This is a genomic window from Fenollaria massiliensis, assembly GCF_000312505.2.
Classification (GTDB): domain Bacteria; phylum Bacillota; class Clostridia; order Tissierellales; family Peptoniphilaceae; genus Fenollaria; species Fenollaria massiliensis.
On record NZ_HG326226.1, the window covers coordinates 153,334 to 170,358 of the forward strand.

General features: G+C 35.6%; 22 protein-coding genes. 20 read left to right on the plus strand and 2 right to left on the minus strand.

Annotated features, from left to right (window positions below; all coding sequences use genetic code 11):
- The first annotated feature begins 9 nt into the window (after nt 1-9).
- The 14 genes from infA to BN30_RS04495 all read left to right on the plus strand — a co-directional run bounded on the left by infA (nt 10) and on the right by BN30_RS04495 (nt 10,449).
- Nucleotides 10-228, plus strand: coding sequence for a translation initiation factor IF-1 (infA, locus tag BN30_RS04430; RefSeq protein WP_019214308.1), 219 nt, complete (start codon nt 10-12; stop codon nt 226-228).
- An 11-nt stretch (nt 229-239) separates the two neighbouring features.
- Entirely contained in the window at nt 240-353 is a 114-nt protein-coding gene (gene rpmJ / locus BN30_RS04435; protein ID WP_019214309.1) for a 50S ribosomal protein L36, read from the plus strand.
- 16 nt (nt 354-369) lie between these two features.
- Complete coding sequence (rpsM, locus tag BN30_RS04440; RefSeq protein WP_019214310.1) at nt 370-723, plus strand: 30S ribosomal protein S13; 354 nt, start codon at nt 370-372, stop codon at nt 721-723.
- Nucleotides 724-736: 13 nt separating this feature from the next.
- A complete protein-coding gene (rpsK, locus tag BN30_RS04445; protein ID WP_019214311.1) occupies nt 737-1,135 on the plus strand; it encodes a 30S ribosomal protein S11 in 399 nt (132 codons plus the stop codon).
- A gap of 36 nt (nt 1,136-1,171) precedes the next feature.
- Nucleotides 1,172-2,125, plus strand: coding sequence for a DNA-directed RNA polymerase subunit alpha (locus tag BN30_RS04450; RefSeq protein ID WP_019214312.1), 954 nt, complete (start codon nt 1,172-1,174; stop codon nt 2,123-2,125).
- A 10-nt stretch (nt 2,126-2,135) separates the two neighbouring features.
- Nucleotides 2,136-2,477 carry a 50S ribosomal protein L17 gene (rplQ, locus tag BN30_RS04455; RefSeq protein ID WP_019214313.1) on the plus strand — a complete coding sequence of 114 codons (342 nt, stop codon included), beginning with the start codon at nt 2,136-2,138 and terminating at the stop codon, nt 2,475-2,477.
- Nucleotides 2,478-2,539: 62 nt separating this feature from the next.
- Nucleotides 2,540-3,055: a HutD family protein gene (locus BN30_RS09010; protein WP_019214314.1), complete on the plus strand. Its 516-nt coding sequence runs from the start codon at nt 2,540-2,542 to the stop codon at nt 3,053-3,055.
- Between the two features lie 79 nt (nt 3,056-3,134).
- Nucleotides 3,135-4,094, plus strand: coding sequence for a hypothetical protein (locus BN30_RS04465; RefSeq protein WP_019214315.1), 960 nt, complete (start codon nt 3,135-3,137; stop codon nt 4,092-4,094).
- Between the two features lie 341 nt (nt 4,095-4,435).
- Nucleotides 4,436-5,308, plus strand: a complete 873-nt coding sequence (locus tag BN30_RS09015) for a methyltransferase (protein ID WP_084691365.1) — start codon at nt 4,436-4,438, stop codon at nt 5,306-5,308.
- A gap of 248 nt (nt 5,309-5,556) precedes the next feature.
- Nucleotides 5,557-6,741: a cation diffusion facilitator family transporter gene (locus tag BN30_RS04475; protein ID WP_019214317.1), complete on the plus strand. Its 1,185-nt coding sequence runs from the start codon at nt 5,557-5,559 to the stop codon at nt 6,739-6,741.
- Nucleotides 6,742-7,965: a glutamate-cysteine ligase family protein gene (locus tag BN30_RS09020; RefSeq protein ID WP_019214318.1), complete on the plus strand. Its 1,224-nt coding sequence runs from the start codon at nt 6,742-6,744 to the stop codon at nt 7,963-7,965.
- Nucleotides 7,946-9,280, plus strand: a complete 1,335-nt coding sequence (locus BN30_RS04485; RefSeq protein WP_019214319.1) for a hypothetical protein — start codon at nt 7,946-7,948, stop codon at nt 9,278-9,280. Before BN30_RS09020 ends, BN30_RS04485 begins: the two co-directional genes overlap by 20 nt.
- 1 nt (nt 9,281) lies before the next feature.
- Nucleotides 9,282-10,067: a hypothetical protein gene (locus tag BN30_RS04490; protein WP_019214320.1), complete on the plus strand. Its 786-nt coding sequence runs from the start codon at nt 9,282-9,284 to the stop codon at nt 10,065-10,067.
- A gap of 124 nt (nt 10,068-10,191) precedes the next feature.
- Nucleotides 10,192-10,449 carry a hypothetical protein gene (locus BN30_RS04495; RefSeq protein ID WP_019214321.1) on the plus strand — a complete coding sequence of 86 codons (258 nt, stop codon included), beginning with the start codon at nt 10,192-10,194 and terminating at the stop codon, nt 10,447-10,449.
- A gap of 185 nt (nt 10,450-10,634) precedes the next feature.
- Here BN30_RS04495 and BN30_RS09850 read toward each other — a convergent pair whose 3' ends face one another.
- Entirely contained in the window at nt 10,635-10,802 is a 168-nt protein-coding gene (locus BN30_RS09850; protein WP_019214322.1) for a 4Fe-4S binding protein, read from the minus strand.
- 63 nt (nt 10,803-10,865) lie between these two features.
- The gene (locus BN30_RS04505) at nt 10,866-11,126 is read right to left on the minus strand and encodes a DUF1294 domain-containing protein (protein WP_019214323.1); all 261 of its coding nucleotides are present in this window, start codon (nt 11,124-11,126) and stop codon (nt 10,866-10,868) included.
- A gap of 79 nt (nt 11,127-11,205) precedes the next feature.
- On the opposite strand from BN30_RS04505, the gene BN30_RS09025 reads away from it, so the two are divergent.
- Genes BN30_RS09025 through BN30_RS04530 form a run of 6 tightly spaced genes read left to right on the plus strand, consistent with a single transcriptional unit; the run spans nt 11,206 to nt 16,939 of the window.
- The gene (locus BN30_RS09025; protein ID WP_019214324.1) at nt 11,206-11,901 is read left to right on the plus strand and encodes a tRNA1(Val) (adenine(37)-N6)-methyltransferase; all 696 of its coding nucleotides are present in this window, start codon (nt 11,206-11,208) and stop codon (nt 11,899-11,901) included.
- Nucleotides 11,888-12,031, plus strand: a complete 144-nt coding sequence (locus BN30_RS10395) for an SAM-dependent methyltransferase (protein WP_084691366.1) — start codon at nt 11,888-11,890, stop codon at nt 12,029-12,031. The genes BN30_RS09025 and BN30_RS10395 overlap by 14 nt, the downstream gene beginning before the upstream one ends.
- The gene (rsmI, locus tag BN30_RS09030; protein WP_195890970.1) at nt 11,991-12,725 is read left to right on the plus strand and encodes a 16S rRNA (cytidine(1402)-2'-O)-methyltransferase; all 735 of its coding nucleotides are present in this window, start codon (nt 11,991-11,993) and stop codon (nt 12,723-12,725) included. The genes BN30_RS10395 and rsmI overlap by 41 nt, the downstream gene beginning before the upstream one ends.
- 1 nt (nt 12,726) lies before the next feature.
- The gene (locus tag BN30_RS04520) at nt 12,727-13,665 is read left to right on the plus strand and encodes a DNA double-strand break repair nuclease NurA (protein ID WP_019214325.1); all 939 of its coding nucleotides are present in this window, start codon (nt 12,727-12,729) and stop codon (nt 13,663-13,665) included.
- Nucleotides 13,662-15,500 carry an ATP-binding protein gene (locus tag BN30_RS04525; protein WP_019214326.1) on the plus strand — a complete coding sequence of 613 codons (1,839 nt, stop codon included), beginning with the start codon at nt 13,662-13,664 and terminating at the stop codon, nt 15,498-15,500. Before BN30_RS04520 ends, BN30_RS04525 begins: the two co-directional genes overlap by 4 nt.
- A 2-nt stretch (nt 15,501-15,502) precedes the next feature.
- Nucleotides 15,503-16,939, plus strand: a complete 1,437-nt coding sequence (locus tag BN30_RS04530) for a glycogen synthase (protein ID WP_019214327.1) — start codon at nt 15,503-15,505, stop codon at nt 16,937-16,939.
- Nucleotides 16,940-17,025: the final 86 nt, after the last annotated feature.

A 17,025-nucleotide genomic window follows, 5' to 3' on the forward strand; every position in this document is an offset into this window, starting at 1 on the left:
GAGGACAAAATGGCTAAAAAAGACATTATAGAGCTTGAAGGCGTAGTAGTCGACGCACTACCAAACGCTATATTCAAGGTAAAGCTTCAAAATGAACATATAATTACATGTCATATCTCTGGAAAATTAAGAATGAATTATATAAGGATTTTACCCGGAGATACAGTAAATGTCGAACTTTCTCCATACGATTTGGAGAGAGGTCGTATAACTTGGCGTAAGAAGTAAGGAGAGATAAAATGAAGGTAAGACCATCAGTTAAAAAAATTTGTGATAAATGCAAAATTATCAAAAGACACGGAAAAGTTATGGTAATTTGCGAAAATCCAAAACATAAACAAGTACAAGGTTAATAGGAGGTGTAGCTTAATGGCAAGAATTGCAGGTGTTGATATCCCTAGAGATAAAAGAGTTGAAATATCATTAACATATATATTCGGTATAGGTCTTTCAACTTCACAAAAAATATTAAGTGAATGCGGTATAAATCCTGATACAAGAGTTAAGGATTTAACAGAAGCAGAAGTAAATCAAATCAGAGACAAGATTGATCACATTAAGGTTGAAGGTGACCTAAGACGTGATGTTGCTCTAAATATAAAGAGACTTCGTGAAATAAACTCATACAGAGGAATTAGACATAAAAGAAATCTTCCTGTAAGAGGACAAAGAACAAAGACTAATGCTAGGACTAGAAAAGGCCCTAACGCAGGTAATAAGTAAGGAGGTAGAGTAAATGGCAGTTAAAAAAGGTACAAAAACTAAAACTAAAAGAAGAGTTAAAAAGAACATAGAAAAAGGCCAAGCTCATATTTCTTCATCTTTCAACAACACAATGGTAACTATTTCCGATATGCAAGGAAATGTATTATCATGGGCTAGTGCTGGACAATTAGGCTTTAGAGGTTCAAGAAAATCAACTCCATTCGCAGCACAAGAAGCAGCTGAAACAGCAGCTAAAAAAGCTATGGAACACGGTCTAAAAACTGTAGAAGTTTATGTAAAAGGACCAGGAGCTGGTAGAGAAGCAGCTATAAGAAGTCTGCAAGCAACAGGACTTGAAGTTAACATGATCAAAGATGTTACGCCTATACCTCATAACGGTTGCAGACCACCTAAGAGAAGAAGAGTATAATTATATATATACTTTTAGTCTAAGGAGGGGTTAATTGTGATTGAAATAGAAAAGCCACATGTACAAGTACAAAGTGCTACAAGTGACGGAACTTATGTAAAGATGATTATAGAACCTCTTGAAAGAGGCTACGGAGAAACACTTGGTAACTCATTAAGAAGAGTACTTCTTTCTTTATTACCAGGTGCAGCTGTAAACAAAATCAAGATAGAAAACGTTTTACACGAATTTTCTACTATTGATGGAGTATTAGAGGATGTAAGCGAAATAATATTAAATATTAAGAGCTTAGTTCTTAAATACACAGGAGATGAACCGCAAAAACTACTTATCGATCAAAAAGGACCGAAAGAAGTAACTGCAAAAGACATAGTCGCATCACCTGAAGTTGAAGTTATAAATCCAGATCATCACATAGCAACTATAAATGAAGATGGAAAATTAAGTATTGAAATGGACCTTGTAAGAGGCAGAGGCTATGAACTAACAGATATATACAGAACTGGCGACGAAACAGAAGCTGAAATAGGCATTATCCCTATAGATGCATCATTCTCACCAGTAAAGAAAGTTAATATATCGATTGACAATACAAGAGTTGGACAAATAACAGACTTTGATAAATTAACACTCGAAGTATGGACTAACGGAACTATAAAAGCAGTAGACGCTGTAAGTTATGCAGCAAAGATCATTACAGAACACATGGGACTACTAATGGAATTATCTGACGGTATTGAAGATGTTGAAGTTATGATAGATGTTCCTAACAAGAAGAAAGATAAAGCGCTTGATATGCAAGTAGAAGAGCTTGATCTTTCAGTTAGAAGCTACAACTGCTTAAAGAGAGCTAATATTAACACAGTTCAAGAGCTTGTTAGCAAGACTGATTCAGAAATGATGAAGGTAAGAAACCTTGGAAAGAAATCACTTGAAGAGGTAAAGAATAAGCTTGCAGAACTCAACTTATTTTTAAAGGAAGAAGAATAGGAGGAAGCTTATGGCACAATACAGAAAATTAGGCCGTAGAACTGACCATAGAAATGCTATGCTTCGTAACTTGGTAACATCACTTATAAAAGAGGGAGAAATAAAGACTACAGTTACACGTGCAAAAGAAACAAAGAGAATGGCTGATAAGATGATCACTCTTGCTAAAAGAGGCGATATGCATGCAATCAGACAAGCACAAAGCTACATCTATGACAAAGAAGTAAGTAAAAAATTATTTACAGAAATCGCGCCTAAGTACGCAGACAGACAAGGCGGCTACACAAGAATATTTAAACTTGAACCAAGAATTGGTGATGGCGCCGAAATCGCGTTATTAAGATTAATATAAGTTAAAGATGTATATAAAGTGGGCTTAACTAGTCCACTTTTTTACGCTTAAATTTTTAGAATATGAAAGATTTAAACAAAAAAAGAATAGTTTCCACTTGGAAAGGCGGCAAAACAACACAGCTTTGTATAGTACCAGAAAATGCCTCACTTCAAGAGAGAAACTTTGATTTAAGGATATCATCAGCGACGATTGATCTAGAGCGCTCAGAGTTTTCAGACTTTAGAGGCTATAGAAGATATTTAATGAAACTTGAAGGAGATATAACACTTTTAATAGATGATAAAACTATCATCATAAAGAGAGATGAAGCCTTTGAATTTATGGGAGATGAAAAAGTTATCTCCCTAAGCAAAGAGCCATCACGCGACTTCAACGTCATCATTAAAAAAGATAAAAAAGCAGATATATCCATAAAAGAGAATGAAAAATTGAATACAAATAAGGGAGAATATATATTTTCCCTTGAAAAAGCTAAAATAAATGGCAAAGACGTAGATAAATATGCCCTATATGAAACAGATGATGAAAGCATAAATTTAGAAGGCAGATTTATTTATATTAAAATTATTAATTAGTGCTAAGCACCAAGAATCTCGTTCATGTGGACGAGGTTCTTCAATTTGCCATATAAGCTTATAAAAAAGGAGAACTAATATGAAAAAATCAAAACAAATACTAGCGTTAGTACTAGTTTTAATGCTAACAATAACATTATTCGCATGCAATAAAACAGAAAATAAAGAAGAGAACAAAGAGACAACAGAAACAACAGAAACAGAAAAGACAGAAGAAACAAAAACAGAAGATAAAGACGCCGAAGCAAAAGAAGGCGAAGCTGAGCTTCCTCAAGATGCACTAAAATTAGAAACAAAAAAAGCAGAAAATTTAGACGAAAAATACAACAATGCATACGCACTTATGGACACAGAAAACCAAGACAATAAAGCAAAGTACGATGCATTATATCCAAACGATCCATACAAGATAGACGTAAATGTTAAAGAAGCAGATGAGCCAAACAAAGCAAACTATCTAGGACTTTTAGAAAATTTAATCTATATGGACAGAAAATTAGATGAAGTAACTGAAGATAAACCTTACGATACAAATAGAAATAAAGGCGAAGCAGTTTTAACATATGTACTTTCAAACGAAGATGGCAAAGATCCAGTATTTTTCGCAAATAGAGACCTATACAACTTCTTAAAGCTTGATTTAGAAACAGGCGACAAACTAAGAATTAAAGATTGGTCACTACTAATCGATGAAGCAACACACGTAATCTTAGGATACAATCAAAAAGACAGATACGAATTAGGCAAAACATACGAAATCGACTACTTCGGTTCAAAGCTAAAAATTATGCCAGTTGGAGTAGCTAAAGAAGGCACAAGCTATGTTAATGGTAAGGGTGAAGAAATATCATTAGATAACACAATCATCGCTCCACTTAAATATGGCGATTCAAAAGAAATGCTTAATGAAGAACAATATAAAGAAATAATCGACAATGCATTGATATTATCACCAGAAGCAGATAAGGCAATGTATTTAGGTAATTATCTAAGAGGCGCATATAAGGCAGTACACCTAAGTGATCTAATTTTGCGTTAAAATTGCTCCTAACACTTGTTCACTTTTCGGTAATGCTCGAGTATCTTATATACGCTCCGCTTACCTCAAAGCTCCACTTCGTGTTATGAATCATAGCGCAAAGGTTCACATCTATTTATAGATGGGGTTCTTCTTTTTCCAGCAAAATTTGGATAGACACAGTAAATAAAATTCAATCAAATAGTAAAAAGGCATGTGGGCTATATCTCACATGCTTTTTATTGCCTACTACATATTTATCATATCTGTTGGATATAGCTAATTAGCCACCCGTAACTCAATTTAGCGTATTATATTGTTTTAATAATCATGCCAATGGGTATTTATACATAGGTGATTTTATGAATTTTGAATCTATTATAGATGAAGGTATAAATAATAATAAGGCGATGCAAGGCTCATTTTCGGGGCCGTTGAATAAAGACGGATCTAAAATTAAATTTAAGACTATAATCATGAAGGGCGAGGAACATTTACAAATTGAAAAATTTATTGATAAAAAAGCTTTTCATGAGAATATTGCGATGAATAAAGCAAAAGAAAAAATTATCGCTCTAATGAATGATTACAAGCAGCTCTTTATAACAGTTGGTTCTGAGTCTTATCAAGTTTTTAATAACAAAGGGAAAATAAAGGCCTTAAGCGCAAAAACTGATAAAAAAGCGAAGGCGCTTAGCCATGACAAAAAGAAAAATTACATAATTAATGAGGGTGACAAGGTCGATTTTCTAATTTATTTAAAGGTTATGAGCGAGGACGGTAAGGTCTACAATAGCTACTACGATAAATTTAAGCAAATTAATAAATATCTTGAAATTTTTGATAAGGCGCTCGATAAGATTGATACATCTAAAAAGATACGCATCTTAGATTTTGGCTGTGGCAAGGCATATCTGACTTTTGCGGTTTATTATTATCTTAAGAATATCAGAAAACTTGATTTTTATATCGAAGGACTTGATTTAAAGGCTGATGTTGTCCGTGATTTAAATAAAATTAAGGACGCTCTTCATTATGATGAAATAAATTTTGTGTGCAAGGACATCAAAGATTATGATAAAAAAGACAATATCGACATCATGCTTACTTTGCACGCCTGTGATATAGCGACTGACATCGCTCTAAAGAAGGCGGTAGAGCTAAATGCGTCCTTGTACTATCGGTTCCGTGTTGCCAAAAAGAGCTTTTCCCAAAGATTAAATCTGATGAATTAAATGGCGTTCTTAAGCACGGCATACTTAAGGAGAGAGTCGCAGCCATTGTTACTGACTCACTTAGAAGCCTTTACTTAGAAAAGCATGGCTACAAATCTGAAATTATTGAATTCATAGACATGGATCACACACCAAAAAATCTTATGATTAGAGCCTTTAAGGACAAGGTAAATCCACTCGCGATAGATGAATATGAAAAAATAAAACATTTATTCGGCTTAGAAAATATTTTCATAGAAGGTTAGAAAATGATAGAAAATTTAATTTATTTTATAAATAGACCAAATAAAAACACGCGAGATGCTCTATTTAGAAAGAAGACAGGCTACTTCGTTTCAATCACAGGAATTGTTCTTAACATAATTTTAAGTGTGGCGAAGGTACTTATAGGCCTCTTCGTTCACTCCATCGCCATCATGGCGGATGCGGTTAATAACATTTTTGATACGATTTCATCAGTGGTTACACTGCTTGGATTTAAATTATCAGAAAAGCCCGCTGACAAAGATCATCCTTACGGACATGGTAGGATTGAGTATATATCAGGACTTTTGATATCCATCATAGTTATCATCATAGGACTTCAATTCATAAAGTCATCTGTTTTAAGAATTTTAAATCCAGATATAGTTAAGTTCGACCACCTAAGCTTTTTCATCATGATTTTATCAATACTTGTCAAGGTTTTTATAACAATTTTGAATAAAAAGGCAGGAGATATGATAGACTCTAAAGCGATGAAGGCAACTAGCATTGACTCACTTGGTGACGTTTTTACAACCATGGTTGTTATAGTGCCTATGATTAGCTCATTGTTTACAAAGGTTCAAATCGATGGTTATTTCGGCGTTATCGTTTCACTTATGATTATTAAGAATGGTATTGAGATGATAAAGGAAACTATTGGCCCGATTCTTGGCGAGGAGCCAGATAAGGAACTTGTTGAAATGATACATAAAGACCTTGATGCAGAGCCACTTATCAAGAACGTACACGATTTTCACGCACATAACTATGGTCCTGACAATGTTTATATCTCTTTTGATGTTGAGATGCCAGCACATCTAACAATTGAAGAAGCTCACAATGTCATAGATACTTGGGAGAGAATTCTTGAGGAAAAATATAACATTACCATAATTATACATGTCGATCCATATTTGGAAGAGGACAATTGCAATGAAATTTACAAAAAAATAGAAGAAGCAGTCAAGTCTGATGGCAGTGTAGTTGCTCTACATGATTTTAGGATAGTTAGCAGCAAGTCTGGCAAAGATTTATTACTTTTGGATCTTGTTTTAAATGATATGCAAGGCAAGGACAAGGAGGCACTTGCCGATGAGATGAAAAAACGTTTTGAAAAGGAGGTTTCAAAGGATTACGACTACAGATTAAGAATAGTACCGAATTTTACTAATATAGGGGATGAGTAAATGATTAGAGATAAAATTATTGATTATATACGAAGTGGAGAAAAGTCTGAGAAGGATTACGCTATAGGTTTTGAGATAGAAAATTTTATAGTTGATAAGGACAATAGGGCTGTAACATACTGGGATGAAGGCGGCATCAAGGATATACTTGAGGACCTTATTAATATTGGCTACGAAGCGATTTATCTAGATGGTGTTTTGCTTGGCGCGAAAAAAGGCAAAACTGAAATTAGTTTAGAGCCGGGCAGTCAATTTGAGTTATCCATAAAAAAGACTTGGCGCATCAAAGATCTTGAAAGTGAGTATTTTGCACGCATGGAAGAGATAAAGGACGTGGTAGAAAAAAGGGGCTATCATATCTTACAAAGAGGTTACCATGTAAAAACTAAGATTGATGAGATAAAGATACTTCCTAAGGAGCGCTACGACCTTATGTATAAGTATTTCTCAGAGACAGGGACTATGGGCCACAATATGATGAAGGGCACAGCAGCTTCCCAATCGTCAATCGATTACAAAGACGAAGAAGATTTTAGACGCAAGATGAGAGTATACAATGCACTCAGCCCAGTTTTTTACGCAATTTTTGAAAACGCAAATATTTTCGAAGGAAAGCCTTATAATGAAAACGGTTTAAGAATGAGTATATGGAAAAACACTGACAAAGACCGCTGCAGCATAATCAAAGAGGCATTCGACGATGATTTTTCATACGCATCATACGCTGACTACATTGTGAACAGACCATGTATTTTTATACATAAAGGCGGCAAGGACATTTACACAGGACATAGCAAGATTAAGGACATAGAAGGGATAGATGAGGCAGACAAAGCGCTTGTTGAGCACGTTTTGAGCATGTTCTTCCCAGACACTCGCGCGAAAAAATATATCGAGATTAGGATGATGGACTCGGTTCAAATTGAGTACTTACTTGGCTTAGTAGCTTTAATTAAGGCGACAAGTTATCAAAATTTGGATGAAGCCTACGAAATGATAAAGGATGTGACTTATGAAGACGCACTTGAGGCGCTTGGTTCATTCAAAGAGCACGGCATAAGAGGCAAATTAAAAGAAAAAAGCTTTTTAGATATAGCAAAAAAATTAATTTCACTTGCTAAATCATCTCTAGGAGATGAAGCACATTATTTAGACGCACTTGAAAAAGTGATTAATTCAGATAAATCGATAAGGGAGGTAAATTTTGAAAAATATGGATTATAATACCATTGGCAAAAGATACATTGACATAGTTAAAGAAGACCCTGAGAAATATTATGAAGATTATAAAAAATTATTAGCGAAGGTCGCAAAATCAACTGCGAAGTATAAAGGCGAGCCGGTTCCTGCCATTTATCAGCCATTTTTCGTATCAGAAGAGGACGAAGAAACTTTTAAATATATTTCTGATATGATGATGAGAATTTCTGACAAAATTACTAAAGCATACGTTGCCATATCTGCATTTAGAAATACTTTTGATTTTGACAATAAAATGAAGCAGCTTTTGATACACAAGCCACTTCTAGCTACATTCGTACCAATTTGTCGCTACGATATATTCTATAAATCGCGCGATGAATTTAAATTTTGCGAGCTAAATACCGATGGTTCCTCAGCCATGAACGAAGATAACGAGGTCGCTCCATTCATGCTTGAGCTTGAAGCGATGAAAGAGATGGAAAAGCGCTACGGATACGAATTTTCTTATTATGAACTTTTTGATTCGTGGGTAGATGAGTTCAAGGAGCTTTATAAAGAAACTACTGGCAAAGAAGATTTTAATCTTGCCATCGTCGATATCATGGAGAGCGCATCGCATGAAGAATTTGAAAAATTTAAAAAAGCCTTTGAAAAGAAAGGCATTAAGACAATTATTTGCGATGCGAGAGATATTAAGCGTAAAGATGGCCACATATATGCAGGTGATTTTAGGATAGATGCTGTTTATAGAAGATTAGTTACTTTTGAAGCGGTACAGCATTGGGATGAGATACAAGAATTTATAGATGGCTATTTAAACGATGAATTCGTGATGATAGGCTCATTTAAGAGTCAAGTTATGCATGACAAGAGGATATTTATCAAGCTTTTTGAAGACAGAGTAAAGAAATTTTTATCAAAGGATGAGCTTGAATTTATTGAAAAACACATTCCTTATACAGCCATGCTAACAAGTGAAACTTTTGAAGAAGTTTTAAAGAATAAGGATAAGTACATCATCAAACCAGTTGATAACAACGCATCAAAGGGTGTTTACGTCGGCAAGGATCACTCGAAAAAAGAATTTGAGGCTATTTTGAAAAAATTTGTAGGCACAGGATACATTTATCAAGAATATATCGAGCCATACAAAAGAGATGTCATTCTTTTTGATGAAAAAGGCAATTTAGAAGTGAAAAAGCTTAAATCCATTGTTGGTCTATTCATATATAATAAGAAGTTTAAGGGCCTATACACTAGATATGGTGAAGAAAACATCATTTCGAGCTTGCACCAATATTATCTTGGTGTAAACATCAAAGCAAAGGAGTCTTAAGATGAAAAAGAAAATAATTTTAATAATATCTATGCTAATGGCTTTGGCAATGATATTTACAGGATGCAATAAGCCTAAAACTGATGAGCCAAAAGAAAATACAGCTCAAGACAATGGCAAAGAAGAAATAAGTGAAGAAGATAAGAAAAATCTTGAATACGCCGAACTTGTTAAGAGGACTAAGGGCGTATCGGGCCTTATAGAAGGGGATATAATTGCTCAATACGTCAAGATTGCAAAAGCAGAGGAAGAAGCTGATAAACTTACGCTAATACTGTCTTATACTGAGCTTGCTTATATTTATGAAGATCACGTTTTTACAAATACAGCTGGTATGCAAATGCCTTTAAAACTTGTTTATGAGAAGAACGGGGACGATTACGAGCTAAAAGAAAAGATTAGCCCTGAAGATGGAGAAGGGTTTTATGATTCTTTAATGAAAATGGTGGACTCGGATAAAGAACTTGCTCAAGAGATTACTAGTCACAGCATGAGCGAAAGTTTTGGCGATATTATGAAAGACCTATATAAAAAGGCTGAAGAAGCAGGTTTAAAGGACTTTACACTTGATCTTGACAATGTTCCTGGCTATCCAAAGGATGAGTCTTTATTCTTAGAAGAGGTTCCAAACGAGCCAAAGAACAGCATTGTCATAGTCAATAAGAAGGATTATGAAAAAGCAAAGAAGAATGAGGAAAAAGATAACTGGCCTCATGTAGAAGGCTTAGTTTACGATAAAGAAACAAAGATTGCGATAAAAGAAATTATCGATGATTTTACTAAATAATAAATAATTTTAGCCTTTCTAATTGAAGGGCTAAAAAAATTTATTGAAACCCTTGTATTTTTATTGACATTGGGGTATAATAAAAAGAAAGTCAAATACAAAGACTAAAAGAAAGGAGCGCAAGATGAAAGAATTTGAGTTAAAAGTCATAAGATCTGAGTCATCTAATGGTTTGTACATAGAACTAGGTCAAGGGGTAATTGATTTTACTAGAGCTATTAAGGCAAAGATATACTTATCTGTTGGTGACAAAAAGGTTGAAGCAAGCATGATTAAATTTCCAAAGGATAAATATGTAGTACCACTTAAAGAAAGACAATTAAAAGTACTTAAGGTCGAAGAGGGTAAGACATATAAGTTCACTATTGAAAATAGAAGATAATTTAATAAATTAAGTCCATAGATATGTCTATGGACTTTTTCTTTTCAAAAATATAAATAAATTTAAAATCATTTGATTTAAATAATTCAAAAATATTTTCATAAACAAAAAATATTTTAAAGTATTTATAAAAAATCGCAAGAAAAAAGGCCTCACCTATGTGAGACCTTGAGATTCCCCTATGTCTAGTTTGGTTGTGGGGCATCTACTGGACAAACGCTGTTACATTGTCCGCAGTCGATGCATTTGTCAGCATCTATTATGTAGATTTCGCCTTCAGCGATAGCGTCAACTGGACACTCAGGTAAACATTGTCCGCATGCTATGCATTCTTCGCTAATTTTGTAAGCCATTCATTATCCCTCCCTTGTATTTTAATTATAATTTATATATGTCCATTTGTCAAGTGATTAGTATCACATCAGATACTTTTTGTAAATAAATAGCCACAGCACTGCCATGGTAGGCATGAGAGTTAAAAATTTAATCTTCTGCGTCTTATGTCTAAAGACTAGCATAGAGACCACTCCAAGTGGCGCTCCGCCAATCAGAGATAGCCCTAAAAGTACTTTCTCAGGCGTTCTGTGCTTGTAATCACCGCTTGCCGCCTTGAATTTATCGAATCCAAATGCCAAGAAGCAAATTACGTTTATGCCATAGAATAAATATTTAAGCATCTTATCACCATTATTTATATACCCAAAATTGTTTGTTTTTAATCACAATAAATGATATAATATTTATAAGGAGGCTTTTATGGATCAAGTATCGGGTACAAATTTTTACATATATCAGGATAAAGATGATTTTTCTTTTGGCATAGATGCAGTGCTTTTATCCGATTTTACCAAGGCTAAGAAAAAACACATAGACCTTTGCACTGGTAACGGCATAGTCGCTTTAAGGCTTGCCTATTTATATGGTGATGCCAAGATCGTCGGAGCTGATATTGATCATAAGGCGATAGAACTTTTTAAAAAATCTATTGAGATAAATAAGCTTGATGAAAGAGTCAAGGCTATGGAAGTGGATATAAGAGAAATAGAAAAATATTTTAAAAAAAATACTTTTGATAGCCTCTCAGTTAATCCGCCTTATCTAAATCCAAAGGATAACATAGCTTCTGGCGATTACAAAAGGCAAGAGCTTTTACTAAATTTGGACGATATAGCAAGAGCTGCGAGCTATTTACTTAAGCCATATAGCAAAATATTTATGGTTCACAGACCAGCAAGGCTTGTGGATATAATTTTAAGCTTTAAAAAATATGGAATCAATCTTAGAAAATTAAGAGCGATAAAACCATTTGCAGAGAAAAAGGCGAACATGATACTTTTAGAGCTAGAAAAGTCAGAAAAAGAGGGTTTTGATTACATGAAGGAGCTAATCGTTTATAACAATGATGGTTCTTACACTGACGAAGTAAAGGAGATTTACTATGGAAATGAATAAAGGTACTTTATATATAGTCGCGACACCCATAGGTAACTACGAGGACATAACTTTGCGTGCGCTAAACGTACTAAAGTCTGTTGATTACATTGCTTGCGAGGATACAAGGCACACAGGGAGTTTTACTTAAGCACTATGAAATAAAAAAGCCGCTCTTTGCTTATCACAAATTTAACGAAACTGACAAATCATCATATATAATCGAACTTTTGAGCGAAGGAAAGAGCATTGCCATAGTCTCAGATGCAGGATCACCTGGCATATCTGACCCCGGCGTGATTGCGGCGCGTGCTGCAAGAGATGCTGGATACACCGTTACAGCCATACCGGGAGCGACAGCTTTTGTCACATCGCTGATGGCGAGCGGCCTAGACCTTAGTCACTTCGCTTTTATTGGCTTTGCACCTCAAAAGGACGCTAAGCGCAAAAAATTTATGGAAATCTACAAATCATATACCATGCCGCTCATTTACTACGAAGCGCCTCACAGGCTCATAGCCTTTCTAAATACTGCGCTTGAAGTTTATGGCGATAGAATGATTTTTATAAGCCGCGAGCTAACAAAAGTTTTTGAAGAAAATTTATATATGCGCATAAGCGAGGCCATAGCCCACTTTACAGAGAATGAGCCGCGTGGCGAGTTTGTCATCACCATTACGGGTCTTGAAGACGGTGATGATGGCGAGACAATTGACATAAACGAAGCTGCAAGAGCGCTTATAGACGAAGGTCTAAGCATGAAGGATGCGACAAACAAGTTAAAGGAACTAGGTTTTAAGAAGAATGACGCCTACAAGGCGCTGCTTGAGATAAAGGAAGAGTAAGATGTACGAAGAATTGCTCATAAAGATGAGAGATTTAAATAATTTAATAAAAGAAAAGTCCGCAGGCATAGACAAGAGGGGCAGAGAGGGTCTTAAGAAAGATATTTATAACGGTCTTGCAGATAAATATATGATAGAAGACGATATAGACCTTGAAAAGCTTGCTGATGAAGGTGGTCTTTGGGCTGTGGACGGCTCACTTAACAGGATAGGAAATCTTTATCCGCACTATATAAGCGTTATAGACGCTCTTGTGATATCGACAAAGAAAGGTTTTGAGCACAGAAAGAGCACTATATACTCGCCAATGCAAGGACAAGTGCAAGAGGAGGATGAATTTTCATTTGAGTCTGAAATGTATGTTAAAAAAGAGATGGCAAGACTTGAGGTGCGCGTCACAATCGAGGCTCTAGAGAAAGAAACGCCTAAGATGATATTCATGGATGGCGGTTTTATCCGCTACATCATCAGCTGTAAAGAAGATTTTGAAGAGCTTAAAAAAATTTGCATAGAGCGCGGAATAATTTTAGCTGGGGTCATCGAGGAGATAAAGACATCAATACTTGGTAAAGAGCTTGATTTGAAGGCCTACGATAGAGAGATACTCTTTTCGCTACTTGATTATAAAGAGGCGATGCTCATAAAGGACGAGATCAATAACAAGGCTGAAGAAGGCATAACGAGTGCCTTTGTTCGAACATCGATGAAGCCTTATGCCATCGGCGTAGATATATCGACTGAGCAAAAAGATGCTATGAAGGATGTACTCAAAACTATGATAATGCTGACACCAAAGGATTCAAGAGGCATACCCATAATCTTAGATATAGTTGACAAGAAGGTCAAAATTACAGATGAACTTAAACAGAGGGTTCTAGTCAAGGAGCTTGACAAGGATGTTTACGATAGATATTTTAACGAAGTGAGGAATTTTAGATGAAAGTCTTAGGTTTAACAGGCACAAGCGAGGTTTATTTAGCCTCGAATGAGAGAAATTTTAGAATAAATGAGTTTTTGCTCGTTGAAGACAAGGTTAAAAATTATATAGGCGAGGTAGTTGAAGCAAATACCTTCAATCGCTTCATGCCATTTGAAAAAGAAAATGATTTTGTTGATCAAAGCGTGATTGATTCCTTGTATAAATTGGGCTATGACGTGAATAATGAAGTCATCTACTTAGCTAAACTTAGGCTTTTAGAGGAAGCGATGTACCCAATCATGGCAGGCTCTTCCGTTAGAGTGCCAAAATTTGACGAGATCAAGAATCTTATCATCAAGTCATCACCTAAAGATGGCTTAGTTCTCGGAGTTATCAAGAATACTGATGACCTTTATGAACATGCTGACGAAGAGCTAAAAAATATTGTATATACATTTGAGCATGGCGAGAGAAAAAATCAAAATGATCTTCCATACATTTTCAATGTGAGTGAGTTTAGTCAGTACCCACACATCGGTGTATTTGGTGGCTCTGGCTCGGGTAAATCATTTGCTCTAAGAGTAATTATCGAAGAGCTTATGAAAAAGAGGATACCGACTATAGTTTTAGACCCTCACTATGAGATGGATTTTAAGCTAAAGACTTATGATGAAGCAGGTGACTACAGCAGTCTATATCAAAGCTTTTTACTTGGTAAGGACGTTGGAGTTGATTTTAAGGACATAAACGTGGGCGAATTCAAAAATTTATTAAACGCAGCTGGCGCAATGACAGATGCGATGGATACCTCAGTTGATGAAGTTTTTAAGAGGGGCGAGAGCCTTGACTCATTTAGACTTAGACTAAGCGAAATACTTGAAGCGCTTGATAGAACTGAGGATGCTCTTAAGATGGATATGCAGACAGCCGAGCTTAATGGCGATGCAGCCGAAGCAGATAGGATAAAAAGATTACAAGGCTACCAAAATAAATATAGCCGCAAATTAAATGCATCGAGCTTAAAGGGAATTAGCTGGAGATTTAGAAGACTTGTTCAGGACAATGTATTTAGCAGCGATTCGGAAGCTTTAGAGGCAGCGCTTAGAAGCGGTAAACTTATTTCATTAAAGGGATCGACAAGATTATTAGAAGTTTATTCATCATATATACTTAAGAAATTTTATTATAAGAGAAGAGCCTATATGGACGCGAAATTACTCGGAACAAACGATGAAGACTACTTTCCACCATTTATCATCATCACAGATGAAGCACACAATTTTGCTCCGAAGGCCTTTGAGAGTGCATCAAAACCTATTCTTAAAGAAGTTGCTCAAGAGGGAAGAAAATACGGTGTCTTCTTAATTTTGGCAACACAAAGAATAACGCTGCTTGATGACACTATCACAGCTCAGCTCAATACAAAATTTATACTAAGAACAGTTAGAGAATCAGACATAAGTACCATAAAAGAGGAGACAGACATCAGCTCAGACGATGCAAAGAGGCTTCCTTACTTAACTACAGGCGATGCCTTTATATCAGAAGCCTCCTTTGGTAGAACCATATTCACAAGATTTCGTTTTGCCGACACCAAAGCCATAGACAAAGTAAATCCATTCTTAGAACTAAAGGGCGAGACAGAAGATAGGATGCTGGCTGTATTTGAAGAGATAAAAGACATACTTCCAATAAGCGATTTTAATCTAACTCGTGAAGCGGCTAGACTTGAAAAGACAGTAGGCACCATGAGCACAGAAGAATTTAAGGATATACTTGAACGACTAGCACAAGACGGATATATAAATAAAAGAACAAATCCATTCGGACAAAATGAATATATAGAGAAGGAATAAATATGAGAATATTTTTTTTAGCAGCAGAAGTGAGTCCATTCGTTAAAACAAGAGGACTTGCTGAGACAATGAGGTGCCTTCCACAAGAAGTCGCCAAAGAGGGCAACGACGTATATGTTTTCATTCCCTTACACAAGCCAATAAAGAGAGAATATCAAGAAAAAGTCGAGTTCATGTCATCCTACGGAGTCATGATGGGCGACGGCATTATTTACGCAAGCGTTTTTAAATACGAAGAAGCAGGCGTTAAATATATTTTTATTGCGAATGAAGATTATTTCGAAAGAGACAGGATATATGGCGAGTTTGACGATGCCAAGCGCTACATCTTCTTTACAAAGGCAGTTTTGGAATTTATCAAGACCTATAGCATTAAGCCGGACATAATTCACGCGAACGACTGGCATACAGGACTTGTGCCGATTTTATTAAAGCAGTACAAGAAAAGCGACAGCTATTACAAAGGAATTAGAACAGTTTTCACCGTTCACAATCTAAAGTATCAAGGCGTTTTCAATCAAAATATCATAGCTGGCATAGTCGATACAGATCTTGAAGTGCTTAAGGATCAAAATTATGAGTTCATCGATTCAATCAATATGCTTAAGGCAGGTATTGTCTCATCAGATATAGTTACTACCATAAGTAAGTCTTTTAGAGACGAGCTAATGGATCCACATTTCGGAGAGGGACTTGAAGAAGTTTTTAAGGAGTATAGCTATAAATTTCACGGCATTGTCAATGGTATAGACAACGAAAAATATAATCCGATGACAGATGAAGCCTTATTTAAAAATTACGATGTAAATGCTTTTAAATTAAAAAGATATAATAAGGAAGAAGTTCAAAACTATTATGGACTTAAAAAAGATGGCGACAAGCCTCTAGTTATTATGATCAGCCGTATGAAGCGCTCAAAAGGAATTAAGCTTGTAATTGGTGCGATTGAAGAGATGATGAAGCTTGATTGCAATTTCATCATCATGGGAACTGGATTTAAGAGCTACGAAGAAAAATTTAGAGAGCTTGAAGAAAAGTATCCTGATAAGATGGCGGCGAGAATTTATTATAATGAGAACGAAGCGAGAAGATTATACGCAGCATCGGACATACTCTTGATGCCGTCAGAGCTTGAGCCTTGCGGATCAGCACAAATGATTGCCATGCGATATGGATCACTTCCTTTAGTTAGAAAAGTTGGCGGACTCAAAGACACCGTCATTGCGTATAACGATGATAAAGACCATGCCAATGGCTTTGCTTTTGAAAATATCGACCAAAATGAAATGTATGAGGCACTGAATAGAGCCTTGAAATTATATTATCAAGATGAAGATGAGTTTAATAGAATTTTGAAAAACGCGATGAAAGTTGACAATGGCTGGAAAAAGACAGCAGAGAAATATGTTGAGCTGTATCAAAGTCTGTCCGACGAATAAATTTTGCGTTTGTGCTAAGCACTAAGGGTCTCGTCCATTTTGGACGAGGTTCTTCAAATGCGCCCTTACGCTCATTCGCTTGTTCG

Bases quoted from the DNA above. Each gene is read 5' to 3' on its own strand.
- infA (WP_019214308.1), top strand. From the start codon at position 10: ATGGCTAAAAAAGACATTATAGAGCTTGAAGGCGTAGTAGTCGACGCA.
- rpmJ (WP_019214309.1), top strand. From the start codon at position 240: ATGAAGGTAAGACCATCAGTTAAAAAAATTTGTGATAAATGCAAAATT.
- rpsM (WP_019214310.1), top strand. From the start codon at position 370: ATGGCAAGAATTGCAGGTGTTGATATCCCTAGAGATAAAAGAGTTGAA.
- rpsK (WP_019214311.1), top strand. From the start codon at position 737: ATGGCAGTTAAAAAAGGTACAAAAACTAAAACTAAAAGAAGAGTTAAA.
- rplQ (WP_019214313.1), top strand. From the start codon at position 2,136: ATGGCACAATACAGAAAATTAGGCCGTAGAACTGACCATAGAAATGCT.
- BN30_RS09010 (WP_019214314.1), top strand. From the start codon at position 2,540: ATGAAAGATTTAAACAAAAAAAGAATAGTTTCCACTTGGAAAGGCGGC.
- BN30_RS04465 (WP_019214315.1), top strand. From the start codon at position 3,135: ATGAAAAAATCAAAACAAATACTAGCGTTAGTACTAGTTTTAATGCTA.
- BN30_RS09015 (WP_084691365.1), top strand. From the start codon at position 4,436: ATGAATTTTGAATCTATTATAGATGAAGGTATAAATAATAATAAGGCG.
- BN30_RS04475 (WP_019214317.1), top strand. From the start codon at position 5,557: ATGATAGAAAATTTAATTTATTTTATAAATAGACCAAATAAAAACACG.
- BN30_RS09020 (WP_019214318.1), top strand. From the start codon at position 6,742: ATGATTAGAGATAAAATTATTGATTATATACGAAGTGGAGAAAAGTCT.
- BN30_RS04490 (WP_019214320.1), top strand. From the start codon at position 9,282: ATGAAAAAGAAAATAATTTTAATAATATCTATGCTAATGGCTTTGGCA.
- BN30_RS04495 (WP_019214321.1), top strand. From the start codon at position 10,192: ATGAAAGAATTTGAGTTAAAAGTCATAAGATCTGAGTCATCTAATGGT.
- BN30_RS09850 (WP_019214322.1), bottom strand. From the start codon at position 10,802: ATGGCTTACAAAATTAGCGAAGAATGCATAGCATGCGGACAATGTTTA.
- BN30_RS04505 (WP_019214323.1), bottom strand. From the start codon at position 11,126: ATGCTTAAATATTTATTCTATGGCATAAACGTAATTTGCTTCTTGGCA.
- BN30_RS09025 (WP_019214324.1), top strand. From the start codon at position 11,206: ATGGATCAAGTATCGGGTACAAATTTTTACATATATCAGGATAAAGAT.
- BN30_RS10395 (WP_084691366.1), top strand. From the start codon at position 11,888: ATGGAAATGAATAAAGGTACTTTATATATAGTCGCGACACCCATAGGT.
- BN30_RS04520 (WP_019214325.1), top strand. From the start codon at position 12,727: ATGTACGAAGAATTGCTCATAAAGATGAGAGATTTAAATAATTTAATA.
- BN30_RS04525 (WP_019214326.1), top strand. From the start codon at position 13,662: ATGAAAGTCTTAGGTTTAACAGGCACAAGCGAGGTTTATTTAGCCTCG.
- BN30_RS04530 (WP_019214327.1), top strand. From the start codon at position 15,503: ATGAGAATATTTTTTTTAGCAGCAGAAGTGAGTCCATTCGTTAAAACA.